The organism is Streptomyces sp. NPDC004031 (assembly GCF_053604375.1).
The window spans coordinates 39,733-61,508 of record NZ_JBSGHL010000003.1; the positions used below are offsets into that span (position 1 = coordinate 39,733).

Genomic DNA, 21,776 nt, shown 5'->3' on the forward strand with positions numbered 1-21,776 from the left:
GGAGCGGCGGCCGGACCGGGCGGCGCCGGGCCCCTGCCGGGCGTCCGGGTCAGTCGCCGACCACCAGGTCCGTCTCCTCGAAGACCAGCAGCGTCCTGCTGCTCAGCACCTCCTCGATCAGCTGGAGGCGGGTGAGGACCAGCTCCCGCAGGCTGCGGTTGTCGACGGTGTGCACCAGCAGCAGGACGTCGAAATCGCCGCTGACCAGGGCGATGTGGACGACGCCGGGAAGGGCCACGAGCTTTTCCCGCACCGTCCGCCAGGAATTCTGGACGATCTTGAGGGTGATGTAGGCGGAGGCGGCATGCCCGGCCCGCTCGTGATCCACCCGGGCCGTGAAGCCGCGTATCACCCCGTCCTCGATGAGCCGGTTGATCCGGGCGTACGCGTTCGCCCGGGACACGTGCACCCGTTCCGCCACCGACCGCACCGAGGCCCTGCCGTCCTCCTGGAGCAGCCGGAGGATCGTGCGGTCCGTCGGGTCCAGCGGCCGCGCTGCGGGCTCCTGGTCGGCCATCTGTTCTCTCGCCATCCCCCCGGGGCTCCCTACCATGGACGTACTGGCTCCATCTCAGGCTGTGCAGAACCGTTTGTCCACAGGCGGAACCACCCCGTAGCCAAAATGCCTCCGGCGACCGAACAATCGGTAGGGAGAGCGGAACCCGCTCGCGCTCCCGACTGCTGACGGTCACCGACCACAAGGAGGTGCTCGCGATGACCGTGCTGGACACCCCCGCCTGGCGGCCTCGCGCCGACGCCGCGCCGCTGCTGCCCGACCCGGAGCCCTACCGGTTGCTCGGCACCCCGGCCGCCGCGCGTCTCGACCCCGCGCTGCTGCGCGCCCTGTACGCGCAGCTCGTCCGCGGTCGCCGCTACAACCGGCAGGCCACCGCCCTGACCAAGCAGGGCAGGCTCGCCGTCTACCCGTCCAGCACCGGCCAGGAGGCCTGCGAGGTCGCCGCCGCTCTCGCCCTCGCACCCGCCGACTGGCTGTTTCCCAGCTACCGCGACACCCTCGCCGTGGTGGCCCGCGGGGTGGACCCGGTCGAGGCGCTGACGCTGCTGCGCGGCGACTGGCACACCGGGTACGACCCGCGCGTCCACCGCGTCGCCCCGCTCAGCACGCCGCTCGCCACCCAGCTGCCGCACGCCGTCGGCCTCGCCCACGCCGCCCGGCTCAGCGGGGACCCGGTGGCCGCGCTCGCCATGGTCGGTGACGGGGGTACGAGCGAGGGCGACTTCCACGAGGCACTCAACTTCGCCGCCGTCTGGCGGGCGCCGGTGGTCTTCCTGGTGCAGAACAACGGCTTCGCCATCTCCGTCCCCCTGGCCAAGCAGACCGCGGCCCCCACCTTCGCGCACAAGGCCGTGGGCTACGGCATGCCGGGAAGGCTGGTGGACGGCAACGACGCACCGGCAGTCCACCAGGTCCTCACCGAGGCGCTGAACCGCGCGCGGGACGGCGGCGGCCCCACTCTGGTCGAGGCGGTCACCTACCGGATCGACGCGCACACCAACGCCGACGACGCGGGCCGCTACCGCGAGGAGGCCGAGGTCGCCGCGTGGCGCACGCACGACCCGGTGGAGCTGCTGGAAAGGGAACTGACCGGCCGCGGGCTGCTCGACGAGGCGGGGCGGCAGCAGGTGGCCGACGAGGCGGAGACGCTCGCCGCCGACCTGCGGGCGCGGATGCACGAGGAGCCCTCGCTCGACCCGATGGAGCTCTTCGCGCACGTCTACGCCGAGCCCACGCAGCAACTGCGCGAACAGGCCGAGATGCTGCGCGCGGAGATAGCGGCAGAGGCGGCGGAGGCAGCAGAGGCGACGGAGGCCGCGGAAGCAGCCTCGGCCGCTCCCGCTGAGGCGCCGGCGGCGGAGCGCCGGCCATGACCACTGCCACCACCGACGCGGGCCGCACGGCGCCGCCCGCCCGTAAGCAGACCACCATGGCGCAGGCGCTCAACCAGGCGCTGCGGGACGCCCTCGCGGCGGATCCGGCCGTGCACGTCATGGGGGAGGACGTCGGCACGCTGGGCGGGGTCTTCCGCATCACCGACGGTCTGACCAGGGATTTCGGCGAGGACCGCTGCACGGACACGCCACTCGCCGAGGCCGGGATCCTCGGCGCGGCCGTCGGCATGGCGATGTACGGGCTGCGGCCGGTCGTCGAGATGCAGTTCGACGCCTTCGCCTATCCGGCCTTCGAGCAGCTCGTCAGCCATGTCGCCCGGATGCGCAACCGCACCCGGGGCGCGCTGCCGCTGCCCATCACCGTGCGGATCCCCTACGGCGGCGGCATCGGCGGTGTGGAGCACCACAGCGACTCCTCGGAGGCCTACTACGTCCACACCCCGGGCCTGCACGTCTACACCCCGGCCACGGTGGAGGACGCCTACGGCATGCTGCGGGCGGCCATCGCCTCCGACGACCCGGTCGTCTTCCTGGAGCCGAAGCGGCTGTACTGGTCGAAGGCCGACTGGTCGCCCCGGGAGCCGGCGGCGGTGCCGCCGCCGGGACAGGCCGCGGTGCGCCGGGCCGGGCGCACGGCGACGCTGGTGACCTACGGGCCGTCGCTGCCGGTGTGCCTGGAGGCGGCGGAGGCGGCAACGGCGGAGGGCTGGGATCTGGGCGTGGTGGACCTGCGCAGCCTGGTGCCCTTCGACGAGGAGACCGTCGCGGCGGCCGTGCGCGCCACCGGGCGGGCCGTCGTGGTCCACGAGGCGGCGGGGTTCGCCGGGGCGGGCGCGGAGATCGCCGCCCGCATCACCGAACGCTGCTTCCACCACCTGGAGGCACCCGTGCTGCGGGTCACCGGCTTCGACATCCCGTACCCGCCGCCGATGCTCGAACGGCACCACCTCCCCGGTGTGGACCGCATCCTCGACGCGGTCGGCCGACTCCAGTGGGAGGACGACTGATGGCCGTGGTGCGCGAGTTCACCCTCCCCGACCTCGGGGAAGGGCTGACGGAGGCGGAGATCGTCCGCTGGCTGGTGGAGGTCGGCGACGTGGTCGCGATCGACCAGCCGGTGGTCGAACTGGAGACGGCCAAGGCCGTGGTCGAGGTGCCGTGCCCCTACGGAGGCGTGGTCACCGCGCGGTTCGGCGAGGAGGGCGAGTCGCTCGCCGTCGGACGGCCGCTGGTGACCGTCGCGGTCGGGTCCGCCGACGCGGACGCGGCCGGTGGTACGGACGGCGCCGCCCCCGCGGGAGCCGCGGACGGCGGACAGGGCTCCGGCAACGTGCTGGTCGGCTACGGCACCGCCGGTGCCGCGGGCCGTCGCCGGGGGCGGATCCGGGCGGGCGGCCGCCGGGCCGCACCCGGCGCCGCCCCGGTGGCGGCCGGTCCCGCGCCCGCGGCGGTCGCGCCGCCTCCGGCTCCCGCTCCCCCGCCGACGCCCGTGCCCGACGCGCCGGCCGGGCAGGGCAGGCCCGACGGCGGCGCTGACGGTGCGGACCGCGGGCCGGTGGCCGTCATCTCGCCGCTCGTGCGGCGGATCGCCCGCGAGCACGGGCTGGACCTGCGGACGCTGGCCGGAAGCGGGCCCGAGGGACTGATCCTGCGCTCCGACGTCGAGCGCGCGATCACAGCGGCCCCCACCGCCATTCCCCCCGCCGCCACTCCCGCCGTCCCGGTTTCCGCCACCGCCCCCACGGCCGTACCGGAGGGCGCGGAGCGGGTGCCGCTGCGCGGGATACGGCGGGCCGCCGCGGAGAAGCTGGCCCGCAGCCGCCGCGAAGTGCCCGACGCGACCTGCTGGGTGGACGCCGACGCCACCGAACTGCTCGCGGCCCGCGCCGCGATGAACGCCTCGGGACAGCGCCGGATCTCCGTGCTCGCGCTGCTGGCCAGGGTGGTCACGGCCGCGCTGGCCCGCTACCCGGAGCTCAACGCCACCGTGGACACCGAGCGTTCGGAGATCGTGCGGCTGCCCGCGGTGCACCTCGGCTTCGCCGCGCAGACCGACCGCGGCCTCGTGGTGCCCGTGCTGCGCGACGCCCACACGATGACCACGGCGGCGCTGTCGGACGGGATCGCCCGGCTCACGGAGTCCGCCCGCACCGGAACGCTGGCACCGGCCGAGCTGACCGGCGGGACGTTCACGCTGAACAACTACGGTGTCTTCGGTGTCGACGGCTCCACGCCGATCATCAACCACCCCGAGGCCGGGATGCTCGGTGTGGGCCGGATCGCCCCGAAGCCGTGGGTGCACGAGGGCGAGCTGGTGGTGCGCCAGGTGGTGCAGCTGTCCTTCACCTTCGACCACCGGGTGTGCGACGGCGGCGCCGCGGGCGGCTTCCTGCGGATGGTGGCCGACTGCGTCGAGCAGCCCGCCGTGCTGCTGGCAGCCGTCTGACCCGCCCCGGCCCGCTGCCCGGCCCGCTCCCCCGGCCGTGTCGCGCACCTGCCGGGGGATACTCGGCGTCATGACGACGAGCTACGACGCGGTGGTGCCGGCCGGCGGCGCGGCCCGGCGGCTGGGCGGCGCCGACAAGCCCGCGCTGGCGGTCGGCGGCCGGACGCTGCTCGACCGGGTGCTCTCGGTGTGCGCGGACGCCGACCGCACCGTCGTCGTCGGCCCGCGCAGGCCCACCGCCCGGCCGGTGCGCTGGACCCGCGAAGAGCCCGCGGGCGGCGGCCCGCTGCCCGCGCTGGCCGCCGGACTCGCCGCGCTCGACGGCCCGGACCGTCCGCCGGTCGTGCTCGTGCTCGCCGCCGACCTGCCCTTCCTCACGGTGGACACGGTCGCGGCGCTCACCGGCAACCTCACCGGCGCATGGGAGGGTGTGCTGCTCACCGACGCGGGCGGCCGCGACCAGCCGCTCGCGGCGGCCTACCGGGCCGAGCCGCTGCGCCGCGAGGCCGCGCTGCTCCGGGCCGAGTACGGCACCCTGTCGGGCCTTCCGCTGCGCCTGCTCACCTCGGCTCTGACGCTGCGCCGGATCCCCGACCCCTCCGGCCGGGCGAGTTTCGACTGCGACACATGGGAGGACGTCGCCGTCGCGCGCTCCCGCCTGGACCCGCGCGGCGGCCTGCCCGGCGTCTGACGCCCCGTCGGCACCGCTGCCCATGGGCGCGGGTGGGCCGGGCGGGGTGTCCACGGGGTGAGCCTGGGTGGCTTGCGGGGGCGGATCGGGGACCATGGGCGTGTGGTGGACGAATGGATCGCAGCAGTCAAGACCGAACTGGGCATCGACCTCGACGTGGACACCGGTGTCCTGCTCGACCTGGCCCGTGACGCCGCGCACGGTGTCGCGCGCCCGGCGGCGCCGCTGACCACCTTCCTGGTGGGCTACGCGGCCGCGCAGGCCGGTGGCGGGCCGCAGGCCGTGCGGGAGGCGGCGCGCAAGGCCGCGGACCTGGCCGTGCACTGGCCGGAACCGGAGGAATAAGCCGGATGAACCGCCCCCGTGACCGCGGCCCGAGCGGTGAGGACGCCGCCGACCGCGCCCTGGACGACGCCCTCGCGCTGGCCAACGGGCCCCGGGGCAGGGCGGGCCGGAGCGCGCGGCCGCCCGCCAACGACCCGCTGGCGGTCGCGCTCGGCCACGAGCCGGTGCGCGCGCCCGAGCCCGCCCCGCCCGCGGCGAGTACCGTCTCCTGGCCGGAGGCGCGGCGTATCGCCCGCCGGGCGGGGCGCAGGCTCGACGCGCGGGCGCTGCCGCTCGGCGAGGAGGTGCTCGGCATGGCACTGGCGCGGCCGCTCGCCGCGCTGACGGACCTGCCCTCCTTCGACTCCTCCGCGATGGACGGCTGGGCGGTCGCGGGCCAGGGGCCGTGGCGGCTGAAGGGGCAGGTGCTCGCCGGGCAGCGGCGGCCGTCCGACCCCCTGCTGGGCGGCCACGCGGTGCGTATCGCCACCGGTGCGGTGCTGCCGCCGGGCACCACCGCGGTGCTGCGCAGCGAGCACGGTGGTGTGCGGCAGCGGACCGACGGCGAGTGGCTGCACGTGCTGGCGCCGCACTCCCCTCCCGGGCCCGGCCAGGAGATACGGCGCAGGGGCCAGGAATGCCGCAGCGGTGACGAACTGCTGCCCACGGGGGCGCTGGTCACCCCGGCGGTGCTCGGGCTGGCCGCCGCGGCGGGATACGACGAGCTGACCGTCGTCATGCGCCCCCGGGTCGAGATCCTGGTGCTCGGCGACGAACTGCTGGACCAGGGGCCGCCCCGGACCGGGCGGGTGCGCGACGCGCTCGGCCCGATGCTGCCGTCGTGGCTGCGCGGGCTCGGCGCGGACGTCACCGGGGTGCGGCGGCTCGCGGACGACGCCGACGTGCTGCACGCCGCCCTGGCGTCGAGCACCGCCGACCTGGTGGTGACCACCGGCGGGACGGCGGGCGGCCCGGTCGACCATGTGCATCCCGTACTGGCCCGGCTCGGCGCAGGGCTGCTCGTCGACGGGGTGGCGGTGCGGCCGGGGCACCCCATGCTGCTCGCCCGGCTGCCCGCCGGGGGCCTGCTGGCCGGGCTGCCCGGCAATCCGCTCGCGGCCGTCTCCGGCGTGCTCACCCTGGTCGCCCCCGTGCTGCGCACGCTGGCCGGACGGCCGCTGCCGGCCCCGTACGCGGCGCCGCTGACCTCGGACGTGCCGGGCCATCCGGTGGACACCCGGCTCGTGCCTGTCGTCTTCGACGACGAATCGGCCGCGCGGCCGCTGCACTTCACCGGTCCGGCGATGCTGCGCGGGCTGGCCGCGGCGGACGGTATGGCGGTGATCCCGCCGGGCGGCGGGAGGGCCGGGGAGGAGACGGCGGTGCTGGACACCGGGGTGCTCGCGCCCGCGTGGGGGAGCGGTACATGACCCCGCCGGAGGGGCCGGGCGGCGGGGACGAGGCGCCGCCGCCCGACGCCACGCCCGGCGGACACGTGGTGGCCTTCCCGCACCAGGCCGCGGGCCCGCTGGTGCAGGTGAGCAAGCGGCTGCTGCTCGCGCTGCTGGTGCTCGCCGTCACCGTCGTCCTCGTCTACACCGACCGCCGCGGCTACCACGACGCCGCCGACACCTCGGTGGGCTTCCTCGACGCGCTCTACTACTCGACGGTCACGCTGTCGACGACGGGCTACGGCGACATCGTCCCGTACAGCACCAGTGCGCGCCTGACGACCACCTTTCTCGTGACGCCGCTGCGTGTGCTCTTCCTGATCATCCTGGTCGGCACGACGCTGGAAGTGCTGACCGAGCGGACCAGGGAGCAGTTCCGGATCACCCGTTGGAGGAGAACGGTGCGCGATCACGTCGTCATCGTGGGGTACGGCACCAAGGGCCGGTCCGCGGCGCGGACGCTGCTGGGGCGCGGGGTGCCGAAGGAGCAGATCGTGGTCGTGGACCCGAACCACAAGGCGGTGCACGGCGCGACCGAGGAGGGGTTCGTCGCGGTCGCGGGCGACGCGACGCACAGTGAGGTGCTGCGCCGTGCCGAGGCGCAGCGGGCGCGGCAGATCGTCGTCGCCGCGCAGCGCGACGACACCGCCGTCCTGGTCACGCTGACCGCGCGTCAGCTCAACCCGACCGCGCACATCGTCGCGTCCGTCCGCGAGGACGAGAACGGGCCGCTGCTGCGGCAGTCGGGCGCCGACTCCGTCATCACCAGCTCCGGCTACGCGGGGCGGCTGCTGGGGCTCGGCGTGCTCAGCCCCAGCGTCGGGCAGGTGATGGACGACCTGATCACCTACGGCAGCGGGCTCGACCTCATCGAACGGCCGGTAACGGCGTCCGAGGCGGGCAGGGCGCCGCGCGAGTGCGGCGATCTGGTGGTGTCGGTCAAGCGCGGCTCGCGCCTTCTCGGCCACGACGACCCGGACGCCTCGCCGCTACGCCCGGGAGACCGGCTGATCACCATCCACCGGGCGACCGGCGGTACGGAGACCGCGCCGCTGGACTGACCGCGGGATCCAGCACCGCAGCACGGCGCGACGGACCGCCGCGAGCGCTTCCCGTAAGGTCGGGGCATGCGTGCGATCACCATTGCCGAGCCCGGCGGGCCCGATGCGCTGGTCCTCTCCGAGGTGCCCGACCCCGAACCGGGTCCGGGCGAAGTGCTCGTCGAGGTCGCGGCCTCGGCCGTGAACCGCGCCGACGTCCTGCAGCGGCAGGGCTTCTACGACCCGCCGCCCGGTGCCTCCCGCTACCCCGGCCTCGAATGCTCCGGGCGGGTCGTGCGACTCGGCCCCGGCGTGGCCGGCTGGGCGGTCGGCGACGAGGTGTGCGCGCTGCTGTCCGGCGGCGGCTACGCCGAGCTGGTGGCGGTGCCGGTCGGGCAGCTGCTGCCGCTGCCCCAGGGCATCGACCCGGTCACGGCGGCGGGGCTGCCCGAGGTGACCGCGACGGTCTGGTCCAACGTGTTCCAGATCGCGCACCTGCGGCCGGGCGAGACACTGCTCGTGCACGGCGGCTCCAGCGGCATCGGCACCATGGCCATCCAGCTCGGGAAGGCCGTCGGCGCGACGGTCGCGACCACCGCGGGCACGGCGGAGAAGCTGGCCTTCTGCGGCGAGCTGGGCGCCGACATCCTGGTCAACTACCGGGAGCAGGACTTCGTCGAGCAGCTCGGTGACCGGGGCGCCGACGTCATCCTGGACGTGGTCGGGGCGAAGTACCTGGACCGCAACCTCGACGCCCTGGCCCTGAACGGGCGCCTGGTCGTCATCGGCATGCAGGGCGGCGTCAAGGCGGAACTCAACCTCGCGAAGCTGCTCGCCAAGCGTGCCGCCGTGATCGCGACCAGTCTGCGGGCCCGGCCGGAGCCGGAGAAGGCGGCGATCGTCGCGGCTGTCCGCGAGCACGTCTGGCCGCTGGTCGAGGCGGGCACCGTCCGCCCGGTCGTCGACCGGGCCTTCCCGCTGGCCGAGGCCGCCGCGGCGCACCGGCTGATGGAGAGCAGCGAGCACGTCGGCAAGATCCTGCTCACCGTCTGACCGCCAACACCCCGCTCCCCGCCCGGGATGCCGGAATTGTCGCTTCGTGTGACGCTGATCCCACCGAGAGTCCGGCGGAGAGGCGAGGGACGTGCGGTGGGCATCCGGCAGGCGGGGGTCACTCCCCGGTGCCTCGCACCCCGTCCGTCCGGTCGCCGCCGCGGCCTTCCGGGCGGCGGCTCCCGCGCTGCTCGCCGTGGCCCTCCTCGGCCCCGGTGCCACGGGGCGTCCCGTCGCGCCGGAGGGGACGGCACCCGCCTCCGGGCAGCGTGCGTCGCCGCAGGCCGCCGCCCCTGGCGCGGCCCGCCCGCCCCGGCCGGTGCACGACCAGCGGCCCGGCGGTCCGCAGCCCGGCGGGGCCGCGGACCTTCCGCCGCCAGGATCCACCGGTCCCGGCCACCCCGTACGACCCGTGGCACCGCCGCAGCCCGCGCGGCCCTCGCCGCCCGGACCGGGGCGCCCGTCCGTGAGCGGCCCACACCCCGGCACGCGGCGTCCACCCGCCACTTCCGGCATGCCTGCCATGCCGTCACCTCCTCGCTCGCTCCCGCCGGCCTCCGCCGGCTCGTCCGGGCCTCCCCGTCCTTCCGGGAAGCCCGCCCGTTCCGATCCCGCCCGTCCCGATCCGGCGCGGGCGCCCGCGCCGTCGGCTTCCCGCGGCGCACCGCTGAGGCCTCCCGCGCGACTCTCCGCCGACGGATCCGGCCGGGGCGTCCACGCGCAGCACCGCGCCTACGAGGACCGGCCCCGGCAGCGCCGCTACGACCACGGCTTCCGCGAGCAGGCACCCTCGCTCCTGCCCGGCGCGGGCTCCACCGGCCCGGGGCCGACGGCGACCACGCTTCCCGCGCCGGCCGCGGTGCAGAGCGACCCGCCGCCGGCCACCACCCGCAAGCCCCGGGTGCTCCGGGTGCTGCCGCTCGGGGCCGGGATGATGCTGGTCGGGCTCGGTCTCGGCTTTCTCGGCCTCCGCCTGCGCCGGACCTGACGGCCCGGCACTCGATCGAACCGCACCCGACAGCCCCGGATCGCCAGGCCCCCGATCGCACCGGCGCCCGACCCCCGGGCCCCCGATCGCCCGGGACCTGGCCGACCGGCCGCCCACCCTGTTCTCCCCCGCACGCCCGCGCCTGCGCGCGTGCCCGCGGGCGCACGCGTACCCGCCCGCGCGAGAGCTTCCGTCCCGGCCGCCCCGCCGTCGCAGGTGACCGTTCCCGATCATGATTGCCTGCGGCGCGGCCGCTCGAACATCGAACGCCCTTCGTTCATTCGTTCGAGTGAAGAGGGGTCCCGGCTCCCCGATCGCTCTTGCCGGAGGCGACCTTACTCGGTATACATACTGAGTATGTCGATCCGTCACGGCCTGCTGGCCCTCCTCGAACGAGGGCCGCGTTACGGCTACCAGCTACGCACCGAGTTCGAGTCGCGCACCGGTTCCACCTGGCCGCTCAACGTCGGGCAGGTGTACACCACCGTCGCCCGGCTGGAGCGTGACGGCCTGGTCGTGCCCGCGGGCGAGGACGACGCGGGGCACGCCCTCTACGCCATCACGGAGGACGGGCGCGACGAGCTCAGACGCTGGTTCACCACGCCGGTGGACCGCGCGAGTCCGCCGCGCGACGAGCTCGCGATAAAGCTCGCGATGGCGGTGGGGACGCCCGACGTGGATGTCCGCACCGTCATCCAGGCCCAGCGCGCCCACACCATCCAGGCCATGCAGGACTACACGCGGCTGAAGGCGCAGGCGCTGGAGGCGGCGAGCGCCCGCCCGGGAGTCTTCGACCCGGACGACGTGGCCTGGCAACTGGTCCTGGACCAGATGATCTTCCAGGCCGAGGCGGAGGCCCGCTGGCTGGACCACTGCGAGACCCGGCTCGTCCGGCTCGCCCCGCAGGCGGTCGCCGACCGGCAGCGGAAAGAAGAGGAAGAACAAGAGGACGGCCCGGGTGGGGGCGGCGCGGCGGAGCGGACGGGCACCGCATCGCAGCAGGGCGCGGCGCGGGCCGGCGGGCTGCGCGGCGCGCTGCGGCGGCCCCGGCGCTGACCGCCCGCCAGCCCGCCCGGTCCTGACGGAGGACGAGCGGGAGACGGGGTCGCGCTCGGGCCCGCTCGGGCCCGCACTCGGGGCGGGCCCACGGCCTGCACCCGCCGCGCACACGGCCGCGCCGCAGGAGCGGCGCGGAGCGGGCCCACGGGATGACGTACGCGAGGAGCACGACGAACAGTCCGGACCTGGACGGCCCGGACCGGAAGCAGGGGGAAGTCCGATGTCCAGTCAGTCCACACCGCCGGCCGAGCCGGAGAAGGCGTCCGGCGTGCCCGGCCGGGCCGGGGCGAGCGGCGGCGCCCGGGAGGCGGAGCCCGAGGTGGAGCCCGTGCTCCGCATCGAGGAGGTGACCCGGGTGCACGGCACCGGCGCGGCCGAGGTGCACGCGCTGCGCGGGATCGATCTCGACGTCCACGCGGGGGAGCTGGTCGCCGTCATGGGGCCCTCGGGCTCGGGGAAGTCCACGCTGCTGACGCTGGCCGGCGGGCTCGACCTGCCGACGTCCGGCCGGGTGCTGGTCGAGGGCACCGACCTGACGGTGGCGAGCCGGAAGGAACTGGCGGCGCTGCGGCGGCGGAGCATCGGCTACGTCTTCCAGGACTACAACCTGATCCCCGCCCTGACCGCCGCGGAGAACGTGGCGCTGCCCCGCGAGCTGGACGGGCTCGGCAGCCGCAAGGCCCGCCGGGAGGCGGTCGCGGCGCTCGACGAGATCGGGCTGGCCGACCTCGCCGATCGCTTCCCGGACGAGATGTCGGGCGGGCAGCAGCAGCGGGTGGCCATCGCCCGCGCGCTGGTGGGCGACCGGCGGCTGGTGCTCGCCGACGAGCCCACCGGCGCGCTGGACTCGGAGACCGGTGACGCGGTGCTCGCGCTGCTGCGGTCCCGGTGCGACGCGGGCGCGGCCGGCATCCTCGTGACGCACGAGCCGCGGTTCGCGGCGTGGGCGGACCGGGTGGTCTTCCTGCGGGACGGCTCGGTGGTCGAGTCGACGCTGCGCTCCAGCGCGGAGTCGCTGCTCGCGGGCGGAGCGGGGCGGTGAGCGGGCGGCGCTGGGGCGCGGTGCCGGGCGCCGGGCGGCTGCACGCGTGGCGGGTGGCGGTGCGGATCGCCCGCCGGGACGCCCTGCGGTACAAGGCCCGCAGCCTGCTGGTGCTGGCCATGATCGCGGTGCCCATCATGGGCGTGAGCGCGGCCGATGTCACCGTCCGCAGCTCGCAGCTGTCGGTCGGGGAGAAGGCGACGCGCGAGCTGGGGGCCGCGGACGCGCGGCTGTCCGATCCGGGGTACGGACCGCAGCCGGTGTACGAGGACCCGAAGGACGGCGTCGGGATGCCCCTGAAGCACCAGGATCCGGCCGACGGGGAAGGCCCCGCGGCCGACCCCGTGGTCGACCCGCTGACCGCGCTGCCGGCCGGGGCGCGCTGGCTGAGCGACGTCCACGCCTACGCACCGGTCATGGGGAAGTACGGGCTGCTGGACACCGAGGTCAGGGAGCTGAAGGCCGGTGACCCGATGGCCAAGGGCATCACCCGGCTGCTCCGGGGCCGCTATCCGAGGACACCGGACGAGGCGGGCGCCACCGGCCAGTTCCTCAAGTACAGCGGGCTGGACATCGGGTCGCGGGTGAAGGTGCGCGGTCTGAGCCGGTCCTACACGATCGTCGGCGTCTACGAACTGCCGAGCGACCTGAACGACGCGCAACTCAACGTGCTGCCCGGTGCTTTCGTCGCGCCCTACCAGGCGGCCGCGGACACGATGAAGGACAGGTTCTCCCCGGGACGTCTCAGCTATCTGGTGTCCTTCCCGGGGGATTTCACCTGGGAGATGGTCAAGCACGCCAACACGCTGGGCGTGGTCGTCGATTCGCGGCAGGTGCGCGAGCACCAGCCGCCCGCGGCCGAGGTGCCGCTCTACCGGGCGAGGCCCGAGAGCGTGCGGCTGCTGTCCGACGGCAGCGACACGCGGGCCGAGGCGGTCGCCGTGATAGTGACGATCGTCGGGCTCAGCATCGTGGAGATCTGCCTGCTGGCCGGTCCGGCCTTCGCCGTCGGGGCGCGCCGCTCAAGGCGCCAGCTCGGGCTGGTGGGTGCCAACGGCGGTGACCGCAGGCACATCAGGGCCATGGTGATCTCCAGCGGCCTGGTGATCGGCGTGGGGGCGGCCGTGGTCGGGACGGTCCTGGGGGTCGCGCTCACCCAGTTGCTCCGCGGGCCCCTGGAGGAGCACGGCGGCGCGCGCTTCGGCGGGCTGACGCTGCGGCCGCTGGAGCTGGCGGCGATCGGCGGGCTGGCGGTACTCACCGGGGTGCTGGCGGCGATGGTGCCGGCGGTGTCGGCGGCGCGGCAGAGCGTGCTCGCCTCGCTCACCGGCCGGCGGGGGGTGCGGCGCGCGAGCCGTGTGCTGCCGTTGATGGGGGCGGGCGTGATGGTCATCGGGGTGGCGACCACCGTCTACGCGACGACCCGCACCGACAGCATCTACTCGGCGGTGCTCGGTACGAGCCTCGCGGAGATCGGGCTGGCGATGACGACCCCGGTGCTGATCGGGCTGTTCGGCCGGCTCGGGCGGTGGCTGCCGACGGCGCCGAGGCTGGCGCTGCGGGACACGGTCCGCAACCGGGGCCGCACGGCGCCCGCGGTGGCCGCGGTGCTGGCGGCGGTGGCCGGGTCGGTGGCGGTCGCGACCTACACGGCGAGCAAGGGGCAGGAAGACCGGCAGGCCCACCACGCGATGCTCCCATACGGGTCGGTGGCGGTGTCGGGACTCGGCAGCGCGTCCGGCGATCTCGCGCGGGTGCGGGCCGCGGTGGAGAAGGACTTCCCGGTCACCGGGCGGGTGGACGTGTCGCGGATCTACATCGGGGCGCCGTCCTGCGCGGTGGACGAGGAGGAGGGCTGCGGCGCGGTGCAGGCGGAGATGCCGGACGCCAACCGGTGCCCTTCGGCGCCGCATGAGGGCGGCCCGGCCGTACGGCCCACGTCGGTGGAGGTGCTGCTCGCGGACTGGCGCTGCACGAGGCCGAACAGAGCGACCGCGATGCCGAGCGACGGCGGGATCATGGTCGGCGGGGCCGATGTGCTGCACGCGCTGGGCATCCGCGACCCCGCGGCGGAGCAGGCGCTGGGCCGTGGGGAGACGGTGCTGTTCGACCGGGCCTACGCCGACCACGGCACGCTCCGGGTCACGGTGATCGCGGACGTCACGAAGACCGACGTCGGGGAGGGTTCGGAGCCCGCGGGCAAGGTGAAGGTGCTCCCCGCGTATCTGGCCGCCGAGGACACGCCGTACGGGCTGATGGCGCTCGTGCCGCCACGGGCGGCGGAGGCGGCGGGCTTCCGGACCGTGGCGCTGGGCTCCTTCTACACGACGGCGAGGATGCCGAGCGGGAAGGAGCAGCAGACGCTCGACCTGGACGTGGCCAAGATCGGCACGCAGGCGAGCGTGTACGTCGAGGACGGCTACTCCCGGCATGACGGGGTACTGCTGCTGGCGCTGGCGATATTCGCGGGGCTGGTCACGGTCGGGGCGGCCGGGATAACGACGGGGTTGGCGCAGGCGGATGCCGGCCCGGACCTCAGGACGCTGGCGGCGATAGGCGCGAGCGGGGGCATCCGGCGGACGCTGTCCGGTTTCCAGTGCGGGATCGTCGCCGTGATGGGTGTGGTGCTGGGCTCGGTCGCCGGGGTGCTGCCCGCGGTAGCGCTGCGGCGGGTCGAGCGGCGGCACCGGTGGGCGCAGTTCCGGCGCGATCTGCTCCACGGCTGGACGGACGCGAGCAGTGTGCCCCACGTCCCGGTGGCGATCCCCTGGGGGACGCTGACGCTGCTGGTGGTGGCGGTGCCGCTGGGAGCGGGACTGCTGGCGGCCCTGGTCACCCGGTCCCGTCCGCAGCTCGGCAGACGCGCCGACGGCTGAGCGGCGGGGGGAGGAGGAGGGCTGACCGGAGCCACGGCTGAGGGGAGTAGGCACGTACCGGGGTGCCGGGAGGGCCGGGACGTGTTCGGGGGCGTGCGGGCCGTGTGGACGAGGAGGGGGCCACACGGCCCGCGCGGACCGAGGTGCGGGACAATGGCGACATGGAGATGCCGATGAACGAACGCTCGCCGGAGAGCTCGCAGAATCCGCAGGTCCTGGTCGTCGGGCCGGACGGCATGGCCCTCGGCGGGGCCGGGGGCGGCGACGGCGAGGAGGGGCGCGAGATCCCGGTCACGGAGATGGTCGAGCAGCCCGCGAAGGTGATGCGGATCGGCAGCATGATCAAGCAGCTCCTGGAGGAGGTGCGGGCGGCTCCGCTGGACGAGGCGAGCCGGGTGCGGCTGAAGGAGATCCACGCCAGCTCGGTCAAGGAGCTGGAGGCCGGGCTCGCACCGGAGCTGGTGCAGGAGCTGGAGCGGCTGTCGCTCCCCTTCACCGACGACAGTGTGCCCAGCGAGGCCGAGCTGCGGATCGCCCAGGCGCAGCTGGTCGGCTGGCTGGAGGGCCTCTTCCACGGCATCCAGACCGCGCTGTTCGCCCAGCAGATGGCCGCGCGCGCCCAGCTGGAGCAGATGCGGCGGGCGCTGCCGCCGGGGGCGCTCGGGCACGAGGAGGAGCTGGACACCGGTCACCCGGGCTCGCGTTCGGGCCCCTATCTCTGATCGCTGTCTCCGACGGCACCGCCGGTCTGCGGCACCCGGGGGGTGGCGCGGGCCCGTGTCCCAGGAGAAGCACCGCGGGCCCGGCCTCTCGGAAGAGGCCGGGCCCGCGTGCTGAGCGCCACCGGACGCCCGGCGGCACAGGTGCGAGAGGGCGAAGGGCCGAAAAGGCTAAGGCCCAGGCCCCAGGGGCTAGTTGGAGCCCTTGCCGGTGGAGACCCAGATGGTGATCTTGTCGCCGGAGCTGGCGTCGAAGTCGTCGAGCGGCTTCGGGTTCTGGGACGTGATCGTGCCCTTGCCCCACTGCTGCTCGTCCATGTCCTTGATCTCGTACGGCCAGTTGGCGGCCTTCATGCAGGCGACCGCGGAGTCGACGTAGATCGAGGTGAAGTCGGGCATCGTCATGAGGTTGGGCTTGCCCGGGTTGATCAGCTCGTTGTGCGCCTTGGTGCACTCGCTGGTCTCGATGGTGCGGGTCTGGTCGCCCATGACGACGCCGTCGCCGGTGGCGGTGGGTTCCGCGGTCCCGGTGGTCGCCGTGGGGTTCGGGGCGGCCGTGGGGTCGGGGTCGGGCTTGCCGCCGCCCTGCGTCGCGAGCACGACGGCGACGATGACGACGATCACGACGCCGACCACCGCGGCGCCCACGATCAGCGGGGTGTTGCGCTTGCGCCCGCCGCCGGGGCCGCCCGGACCGCCCGGGTTCATGCCGCCGCCCGGGTGGCCGCCGCCCATGTGCTGCTGCGGGATGCCCTGTATGGAGGGCGGCGCGCCCATGCCGTACGCGGTGCTCGGCGGCGGGGTCTGGGCGTGGCCCTGCTGCGGGTAGCCGTAGGCGGAGGGCGGCGGGGTGTGCGGGGCGTAGCCGGACTGCGGGGCGGGCGTCGTCGGCGCGTACGGCGTCTGGAGCTGCGGCGGCGGGGTCTGCACCGGCCCCTGCGCGGACGGGAAGACGGAGTTGGCGACGCCTTCACCGCGGCTGCCGGTCGCGGCCTCGCCGGAGAGCTGCGGTATCGCGTTCTGCGCGGTGGCGGCGAGGACGCGGTCGGTCTCGTCGTGCATGGCGTCGGCGGTCGGGAAACGTTCCGCCGGGTTCTTGCGCAGCGCGCGGGCCACGAGCGCGTCGGCGGCCGGGCTCAGCGCGCGGTTGAAGGCGGACGGGGCGGGCGGCGTCTCCTGGACGTGCTGGTACGCCATCGCGAGCGGCGAGTCGGCGTCGAACGGGAGCCGTCCGGTGAGGAGTTCGAAGAGCATGCAGCCGACCGAGTAGAGGTCGGAGCGCTCGTCGACGCCGCGCCCGAGGGCCTGTTCGGGCGACAGGTACTGCGGGGTGCCGACGACCATGCCGGTCTGCGTCATGGAGGTGACGCCGGACTGCATGGCACGGGCGATGCCGAAGTCCATGACCTTGACGACGCCGCGCCGTGTGATCATCACGTTGCCGGGCTTGATGTCCCGGTGGACCAGGCCCATTTCGTGGCTCACGGCGAGGGCGGCGAGCACGTCGCCGACGATCTTCAGCGCCTTGTCGGCGGGCATCGCACCGTACTGCGCGATGTCCGCGGCGAGGACGTCGCCGAGCGGGCGGCCCTCGATGTACTCCATGACGATATAGGGGACGACCTGACCGTCGATCGTGTCCTCGCCGGAGTCGAAGACCGAGACGATGTTGGTGTGGTTGAGCTTCGCGACGGACTGCGCCTCGCGGCGGAAGCGTTCGCGGAAGGACTGCTCGTGCCCGAGGTTGGTGTGGAGGGTCTTGACGGCCACCGGCCGGTCCAGCACGGTGTCGTGTGCCAGATGCACGGAGGCCATGCCGCCCTGGCCGAGCAGGTTGCGCAGTACGTAGCGCCCACCGCCCACCGAGCGCCCCGTGTAACCGCCGCCCTGCGTGGCGTCCCCGCTCATCAGTACCGCTACCCCCATGAAGGTCCGACGGGATGACACACGTCCCCGAGCTTGCCCGCTCAGTCTGGCTGATAGCACCGGCACGTCAAGTTCGTTGACCATCTCGTCACCTGATACGCATCGGTCGCATACAGAACGCGGAACTTTCCCGCGTAACGGCGGGTCGGACCGCCGCCGCGGGGTAGACGGCGCCTGAGTGGACCCGCGCGGACCCCTGGCGTGGGCCCCGCACGAATCCCGAGGGGCCGCGGGGCGGCCGGTGCACGGGTGCGCCCGTCCACCGGACACCGGCCGTGGCCGCCGACGGAAAAGCGGTACGGTGGCGCACCAGACCAAGCGAAGGCGAACGACGGCGAGGACTGATGGTCGACCCGAACGAGACGGCCGCGGGCACCGGAGCGTCGGAGACCTCCCTCCAGCAGTGGGGCACGGGCTCCGTTGTCGGCGAGGGCCGCTACCGGCTGACCCGGCGGCTCGGCCGCGGCGGCATGGCCGAGGTCTTCGCGGCCGAGGACGTACGGCTGGGCCGGATCGTCGCCGTCAAGCTGCTGCGCGGCGACCTCGCCGAGGACCCCGTCTCCAAGGCCCGCTTCACGCGCGAGGCGCAGGCCGTCGCGGGCCTGAACCACCACGCCGTCGTCGCCGTCTACGACTCCGGCGAGGACCGCACGCCCAGCGGCACGGCCCCTTACATCGTGATGGAGCTCGTCGAGGGCCACACGATCAAGGACCTGCTCACCAGCGCGACCCCGCCGCCCGTCGACCAGGCGCTGCTCATCGTCTCCGGTGTGCTGGACGCCCTCGCGTACAGCCACCAGCACGGCATCGTGCACCGGGACATCAAGCCCGCCAACGTGATCATCACGACCGGCGGCGCGGTCAAGGTCATGGACTTCGGCATCGCCCGCGCCCTGCACGGCGCCGCGAGCACCATGACGCAGACCGGCATGGTCATGGGCACCCCGCAGTACCTCTCGCCCGAGCAGGCGCTCGGCAAGTCCGTGGACCACCGCAGCGACCTCTACGCCACCGGCTGCCTGCTCTACGAGCTGCTGGCGCTGCGCCCGCCCTTCGTCGGCGAGACCCCGCTCTCCGTGGTCTACCAGCACGTCCAGGACGAGCCGCGGCTTCCCTCGCAGGTCAACGACCGGGTGCCGCCCGAGCTGGACGGCCTGGTGCTGCGCTCGCTGGCCAAGCAGCCGGAGGAGCGCTTCCAGAGCGCCGAGGAGATGCGCGGTGTCGTCGGCTACGCCCACCAGGCCCTCACCCAGCAGGGCGGCTGGACCGGCGGCATGTGGGACACCGGCGCGGTCACCAAGGTCCTCCCGGAGGGCCCCGGCCCCGCCCCCACCCGCCCCGGCGGCGGCTACCACCCGGACGGCCGCAGCGGCAGCACCGCCGAACTGAACGCCCCCCTCGTCCCCGGCGTCGTCGGCGGTACGGGCATGGGTGCGGGTACGCACACGGGTACGGGCGCGGGCTCCGGCGGCAGCGGCGGCTACGACGACGGCCCCGGCGGGAACCGCTGGCTCAAGCCGGTGCTCTTCACGGTGGCCGCGGTGCTGGCCGTGGTCATCGGCGTCGTCCTCGCCACGCACGGCAGCGGCAACGGCGACAACCCGGCGGACAACCAGCAGCCCTCGTCGTCCACGAGCGCGCCCGTCGACCAGCCGAGCGACAACCAGCCCACGGACCAGCAGACCGACGAGCCGAGCGACACCGGCGCGCCGACGGACGACCCGACGAAGCCGACCTGGACGCCGACCACGACGGCCCCGCCCTCGGCCCCGTCGAAGACACCGCCGACCGACGACTCGCCGACGTCGAAGCCGACGCAGACCACGCCGCCGCCGTCCAACTCGACCCCCACGGACAAGCCGACGGACAAGCCCAGCAGTTCCCCCACCGACGACTCGGCCGGCGGCGGCACCGCGGGCAACGGCTCCTCCGCGGGCAACGGCGGCTCCAGCGGCTGACCCCCGCGGGTCCTACCCCGCGAACGCGTCCAGCACCGCCTCGTACTCCCCCGTCCACCACACGGCCAGCGCCGAGGTCGCGGGGAAGAGCGGGTCGGAGCGCAGGTCGCGCTGCTCGTAGCGCCACTGGAGCATCCAGAAGTCGTTGAGCCGCTCCCACCACACCCGGTGGACGGCGGCGGCGACCTCGTCCTCGCCCGCGCCGGAGGCGAGCCGGTACGCCCGCGCGTACGCGCGCACCTTGCGCAGGTCGAGGCGGCCGTCGACGGGGTGCACGAAGAAGATCGCGGCGGCCCGGACGGCTTCCTCGGCGCGCGGCTGGACGCCGAGCCGGTCCCAGTCGACGATCGCGGCGGGCTCGTCACCCCGGTAGAGCAGGTTGAGCGGGTGGAAGTCGCCGTGCACCCACCCCTGGACGCCGCCCTCGGGCGCCGGGGCGGGCGCGGGGTCGGGCGGGCGGCGGTGGGCGTGCCGGCGCAGCAGTTCGCGCCGTTCCAGCAGCCGGTGCTCGGCGAGCCGGTCGAAGGTGTCGTGCGGGCGGTGCGCGCGGGCGAGGGCGAGCAGCCGCTCGATGTCGGCGTAGGTGGCGTCGGGGTCGGCGCTGGGGCGTGGGCCCGCGGCGGGCGGCGGCTGGACGTGGGCCAGCCCGGTGTGGACGAGGCCGAGCAGGATGCCGAGCCGCCGGGACTGGTCGGCGTCCAGGTCGGTGCCCTCGCGGTGGGTGCCGTCGATCCACGGGAAGAGGGCGTAGCCGACGCCGCCGTGCAGGGTGACGGTGTGGCCGTCGGTGGCGCGCAGGGGCGCGGCGGCGGGGAGTCCGAGCCGGGCCAGGCGCCGGGTGGCGCGGTGCTGGCGCACGATGGTCGCGGGGGCGGCGGTGTCCGCGGAGACGTACTGCTTGAGGAAGTAGCGGCCCCTGGTGGTGGTCACCCGCCAGCCGCGGTTGAGCAGTCCCCGGGGGACGGCTTCGCAGGTCAGCGGCTCGCCCGCGTCCTCGTACCGGTGCAGCAGCGCGGACAGCGCAGCCCGCGTGTGCGGCTCCGTTGCCGTGCCCGTCACGAGTGTCAGCGTAGATCAACGGGCGCGGCCGTTCGGGCGAGGTGGCGCCACCACGCCCCGACCTGGTAAGGGCTTCCTTACGCCTTTTGCGCCGCCTTGTGCTCCCGCGCCCGCGCCTCCCGCACGACCCGCACCCCCCGTACGACCCGCGCCGCCCGCGCGACCTGCGCCGTCACCCGGAGCCCGCCCCGCCGACCCCGTCCCGCCGGACGCCGCCCCGCCTCGCGCAGCCCGCCTACGCCGCCCCCGCCCCCTGCGCCCCCCGCTCCCTCCCCAGCTTGTGCAGCAGCTGCGAGACCTGCCGCCGTACCGTCCGCTCGTCGAGGCCGGCCCGCTCGGCGATCTCGCGGTTGGTGAGGCCCTCCCCGATGAGGTCCAGGAACTCCCGTTCGCGCGTCGACAGCCGCCCCGGCCGTTCCGTGGTCTCGCCGCTGCGCCCGCCGCCCTCGCGGAGGCGTTCGAGGACCTCCGCGCCCGCGGCCGGGTCGATGAGGGAGTGGCCCGCGGCGACCTCGCGCACCGCGCTGATCAGGCCGTCGCCGGTGATGACCTTGGGGACGTAGCCGGCGGCGCCGCCCATGACGGCGTCGAAGAGGGCCTCGTCGTCGGCGAAGGACGTGAGCATCAGGCACTTCACGGACTCGTCGTGCGAGCGGATCTCCCGGCAGGCCTCGACGCCGCTGCCGTCCGGCAGCCGTACGTCCAGGACGGCGACGTCCGGATGGGCGTCCGGCACCCGGTCGATCGCCTCGGCGGTGTCGGCGGCCTCGCCGACGACCTCGATCGACGGGTCGCCGGACAGCAGGCGGTTCACCCCGCGCCGGACGACGTCGTGATCGTCCACCACGAATACACGTATATGACCGTCATGCCCTTTTTCGCTCACGCCCCCAGCGTCGCACCCCTCGGCGCCGACCGCCTCCCGCCGACGCGCTCCCTGTCGCCCCTTACGGTTGTCCGCCATTCGAGATACGGTGCGATTGTCCCGGTGGCCTGCGGCAATAAACGATTGCCCGGCCCGAATGCCCGACGCTCGCGCAGTTACTAGGAAATCCAAGCAAAACCGCAGGTCGGACGGCTTAGCGCGAATGCTGGACTTGTGGGTAACGTCTGTCGTGCAGGCCATTCGCCGGGACGCTGTCAGCCCTGGGCTCGGTCATGCCGCACACACCCCGTGCGTCCCGCCGGACCAGGTGTGCCGCCTCCCGTGGACGCGGGAAAGCGGCTCCATCC

16 protein-coding genes and 2 pseudogenes are annotated in these 21,776 nt (G+C 74.7%); 14 read left to right on the top strand and 4 right to left on the bottom strand.

Annotated features, from left to right (window positions below; translation table 11 throughout):
• Positions 1–49: 49 nt before the first annotated feature.
• Positions 50–532, bottom strand: coding sequence for an Lrp/AsnC family transcriptional regulator (locus tag ACWERV_RS02380; protein ID WP_398175008.1), 483 nt, complete (start codon positions 530–532; stop codon positions 50–52).
• A gap of 182 nt (positions 533–714) precedes the next feature.
• On the opposite strand from ACWERV_RS02380, the gene pdhA reads away from it, so the two are divergent.
• From pdhA to ACWERV_RS02445, 13 genes and pseudogenes are all read left to right on the top strand, one after another.
• On the top strand, positions 715–1,890 hold the full coding sequence (pdhA, locus tag ACWERV_RS02385) for a pyruvate dehydrogenase (acetyl-transferring) E1 component subunit alpha (RefSeq protein WP_452927682.1): 1,176 nt from the start codon (positions 715–717) through the stop codon (positions 1,888–1,890).
• A complete protein-coding gene (locus ACWERV_RS02390) occupies positions 1,887–2,918 on the top strand; it encodes an alpha-ketoacid dehydrogenase subunit beta (protein ID WP_452927685.1) in 1,032 nt (343 codons plus the stop codon). Before pdhA ends, ACWERV_RS02390 begins: the two co-directional genes overlap by 4 nt.
• Positions 2,918–4,357, top strand: coding sequence for a dihydrolipoamide acetyltransferase family protein (locus ACWERV_RS02395; protein ID WP_452927687.1), 1,440 nt, complete (start codon positions 2,918–2,920; stop codon positions 4,355–4,357). The genes ACWERV_RS02390 and ACWERV_RS02395 overlap by 1 nt, the downstream gene beginning before the upstream one ends.
• Positions 4,358–4,427: 70 nt before the next feature.
• A pseudogene (gene mobA, locus ACWERV_RS02400) lies at positions 4,428–5,012 on the top strand (molybdenum cofactor guanylyltransferase); the annotation flags it as partial.
• A gap of 117 nt (positions 5,013–5,129) precedes the next feature.
• Positions 5,130–5,393 (top strand): annotated as a pseudogene (locus ACWERV_RS02405) (DUF6457 domain-containing protein); the annotation flags it as partial.
• Between the two features lie 5 nt (positions 5,394–5,398).
• On the top strand, positions 5,399–6,802 hold the full coding sequence (locus ACWERV_RS02410; protein WP_452927689.1) for a molybdopterin molybdotransferase MoeA: 1,404 nt from the start codon (positions 5,399–5,401) through the stop codon (positions 6,800–6,802).
• The gene (locus ACWERV_RS02415; RefSeq protein WP_398174993.1) at positions 6,799–7,884 is read left to right on the top strand and encodes a potassium channel family protein; all 1,086 of its coding nucleotides are present in this window, start codon (positions 6,799–6,801) and stop codon (positions 7,882–7,884) included. Before ACWERV_RS02410 ends, ACWERV_RS02415 begins: the two co-directional genes overlap by 4 nt.
• 66 nt (positions 7,885–7,950) lie before the next feature.
• Positions 7,951–8,916: an NAD(P)H-quinone oxidoreductase gene (locus ACWERV_RS02420; protein WP_452927691.1), complete on the top strand. Its 966-nt coding sequence runs from the start codon at positions 7,951–7,953 to the stop codon at positions 8,914–8,916.
• A gap of 523 nt (positions 8,917–9,439) precedes the next feature.
• Complete coding sequence (locus ACWERV_RS02425; protein ID WP_452927693.1) at positions 9,440–9,904, top strand: hypothetical protein; 465 nt, start codon at positions 9,440–9,442, stop codon at positions 9,902–9,904.
• A 357-nt stretch (positions 9,905–10,261) separates the two neighbouring features.
• On the top strand, positions 10,262–10,960 hold the full coding sequence (locus ACWERV_RS02430) for a PadR family transcriptional regulator (protein WP_452927695.1): 699 nt from the start codon (positions 10,262–10,264) through the stop codon (positions 10,958–10,960).
• A 223-nt stretch (positions 10,961–11,183) separates the two neighbouring features.
• Complete coding sequence (locus tag ACWERV_RS02435) at positions 11,184–12,005, top strand: ABC transporter ATP-binding protein (protein WP_452927698.1); 822 nt, start codon at positions 11,184–11,186, stop codon at positions 12,003–12,005.
• The gene (locus tag ACWERV_RS02440) at positions 12,002–14,881 is read left to right on the top strand and encodes an FtsX-like permease family protein (protein ID WP_452927701.1); all 2,880 of its coding nucleotides are present in this window, start codon (positions 12,002–12,004) and stop codon (positions 14,879–14,881) included. Before ACWERV_RS02435 ends, ACWERV_RS02440 begins: the two co-directional genes overlap by 4 nt.
• 161 nt (positions 14,882–15,042) lie before the next feature.
• The gene (locus tag ACWERV_RS02445) at positions 15,043–15,603 is read left to right on the top strand and encodes a bacterial proteasome activator family protein (RefSeq protein WP_452927703.1); all 561 of its coding nucleotides are present in this window, start codon (positions 15,043–15,045) and stop codon (positions 15,601–15,603) included.
• A gap of 189 nt (positions 15,604–15,792) precedes the next feature.
• On the opposite strand, the gene ACWERV_RS02450 is transcribed toward ACWERV_RS02445, so the two are convergent.
• Complete coding sequence (locus ACWERV_RS02450; protein ID WP_452927706.1) at positions 15,793–17,508, bottom strand: protein kinase domain-containing protein; 1,716 nt, start codon at positions 17,506–17,508, stop codon at positions 15,793–15,795.
• Positions 17,509–17,870: 362 nt separating this feature from the next.
• Here ACWERV_RS02450 and ACWERV_RS02455 point away from each other — a divergent pair, with 362 nt between their 5' ends.
• On the top strand, positions 17,871–19,484 hold the full coding sequence (locus ACWERV_RS02455; protein WP_452927708.1) for a protein kinase domain-containing protein: 1,614 nt from the start codon (positions 17,871–17,873) through the stop codon (positions 19,482–19,484).
• Between the two features lie 12 nt (positions 19,485–19,496).
• Here the strand turns inward: ACWERV_RS02455 and ACWERV_RS02460 are convergent, their stop codons facing one another.
• A complete protein-coding gene (locus ACWERV_RS02460; protein ID WP_452928060.1) occupies positions 19,497–20,552 on the bottom strand; it encodes a phosphotransferase in 1,056 nt (351 codons plus the stop codon).
• A gap of 226 nt (positions 20,553–20,778) precedes the next feature.
• Positions 20,779–21,390, bottom strand: coding sequence for a response regulator (locus ACWERV_RS02465; RefSeq protein ID WP_452927710.1), 612 nt, complete (start codon positions 21,388–21,390; stop codon positions 20,779–20,781).
• Positions 21,391–21,776: the final 386 nt, after the last annotated feature.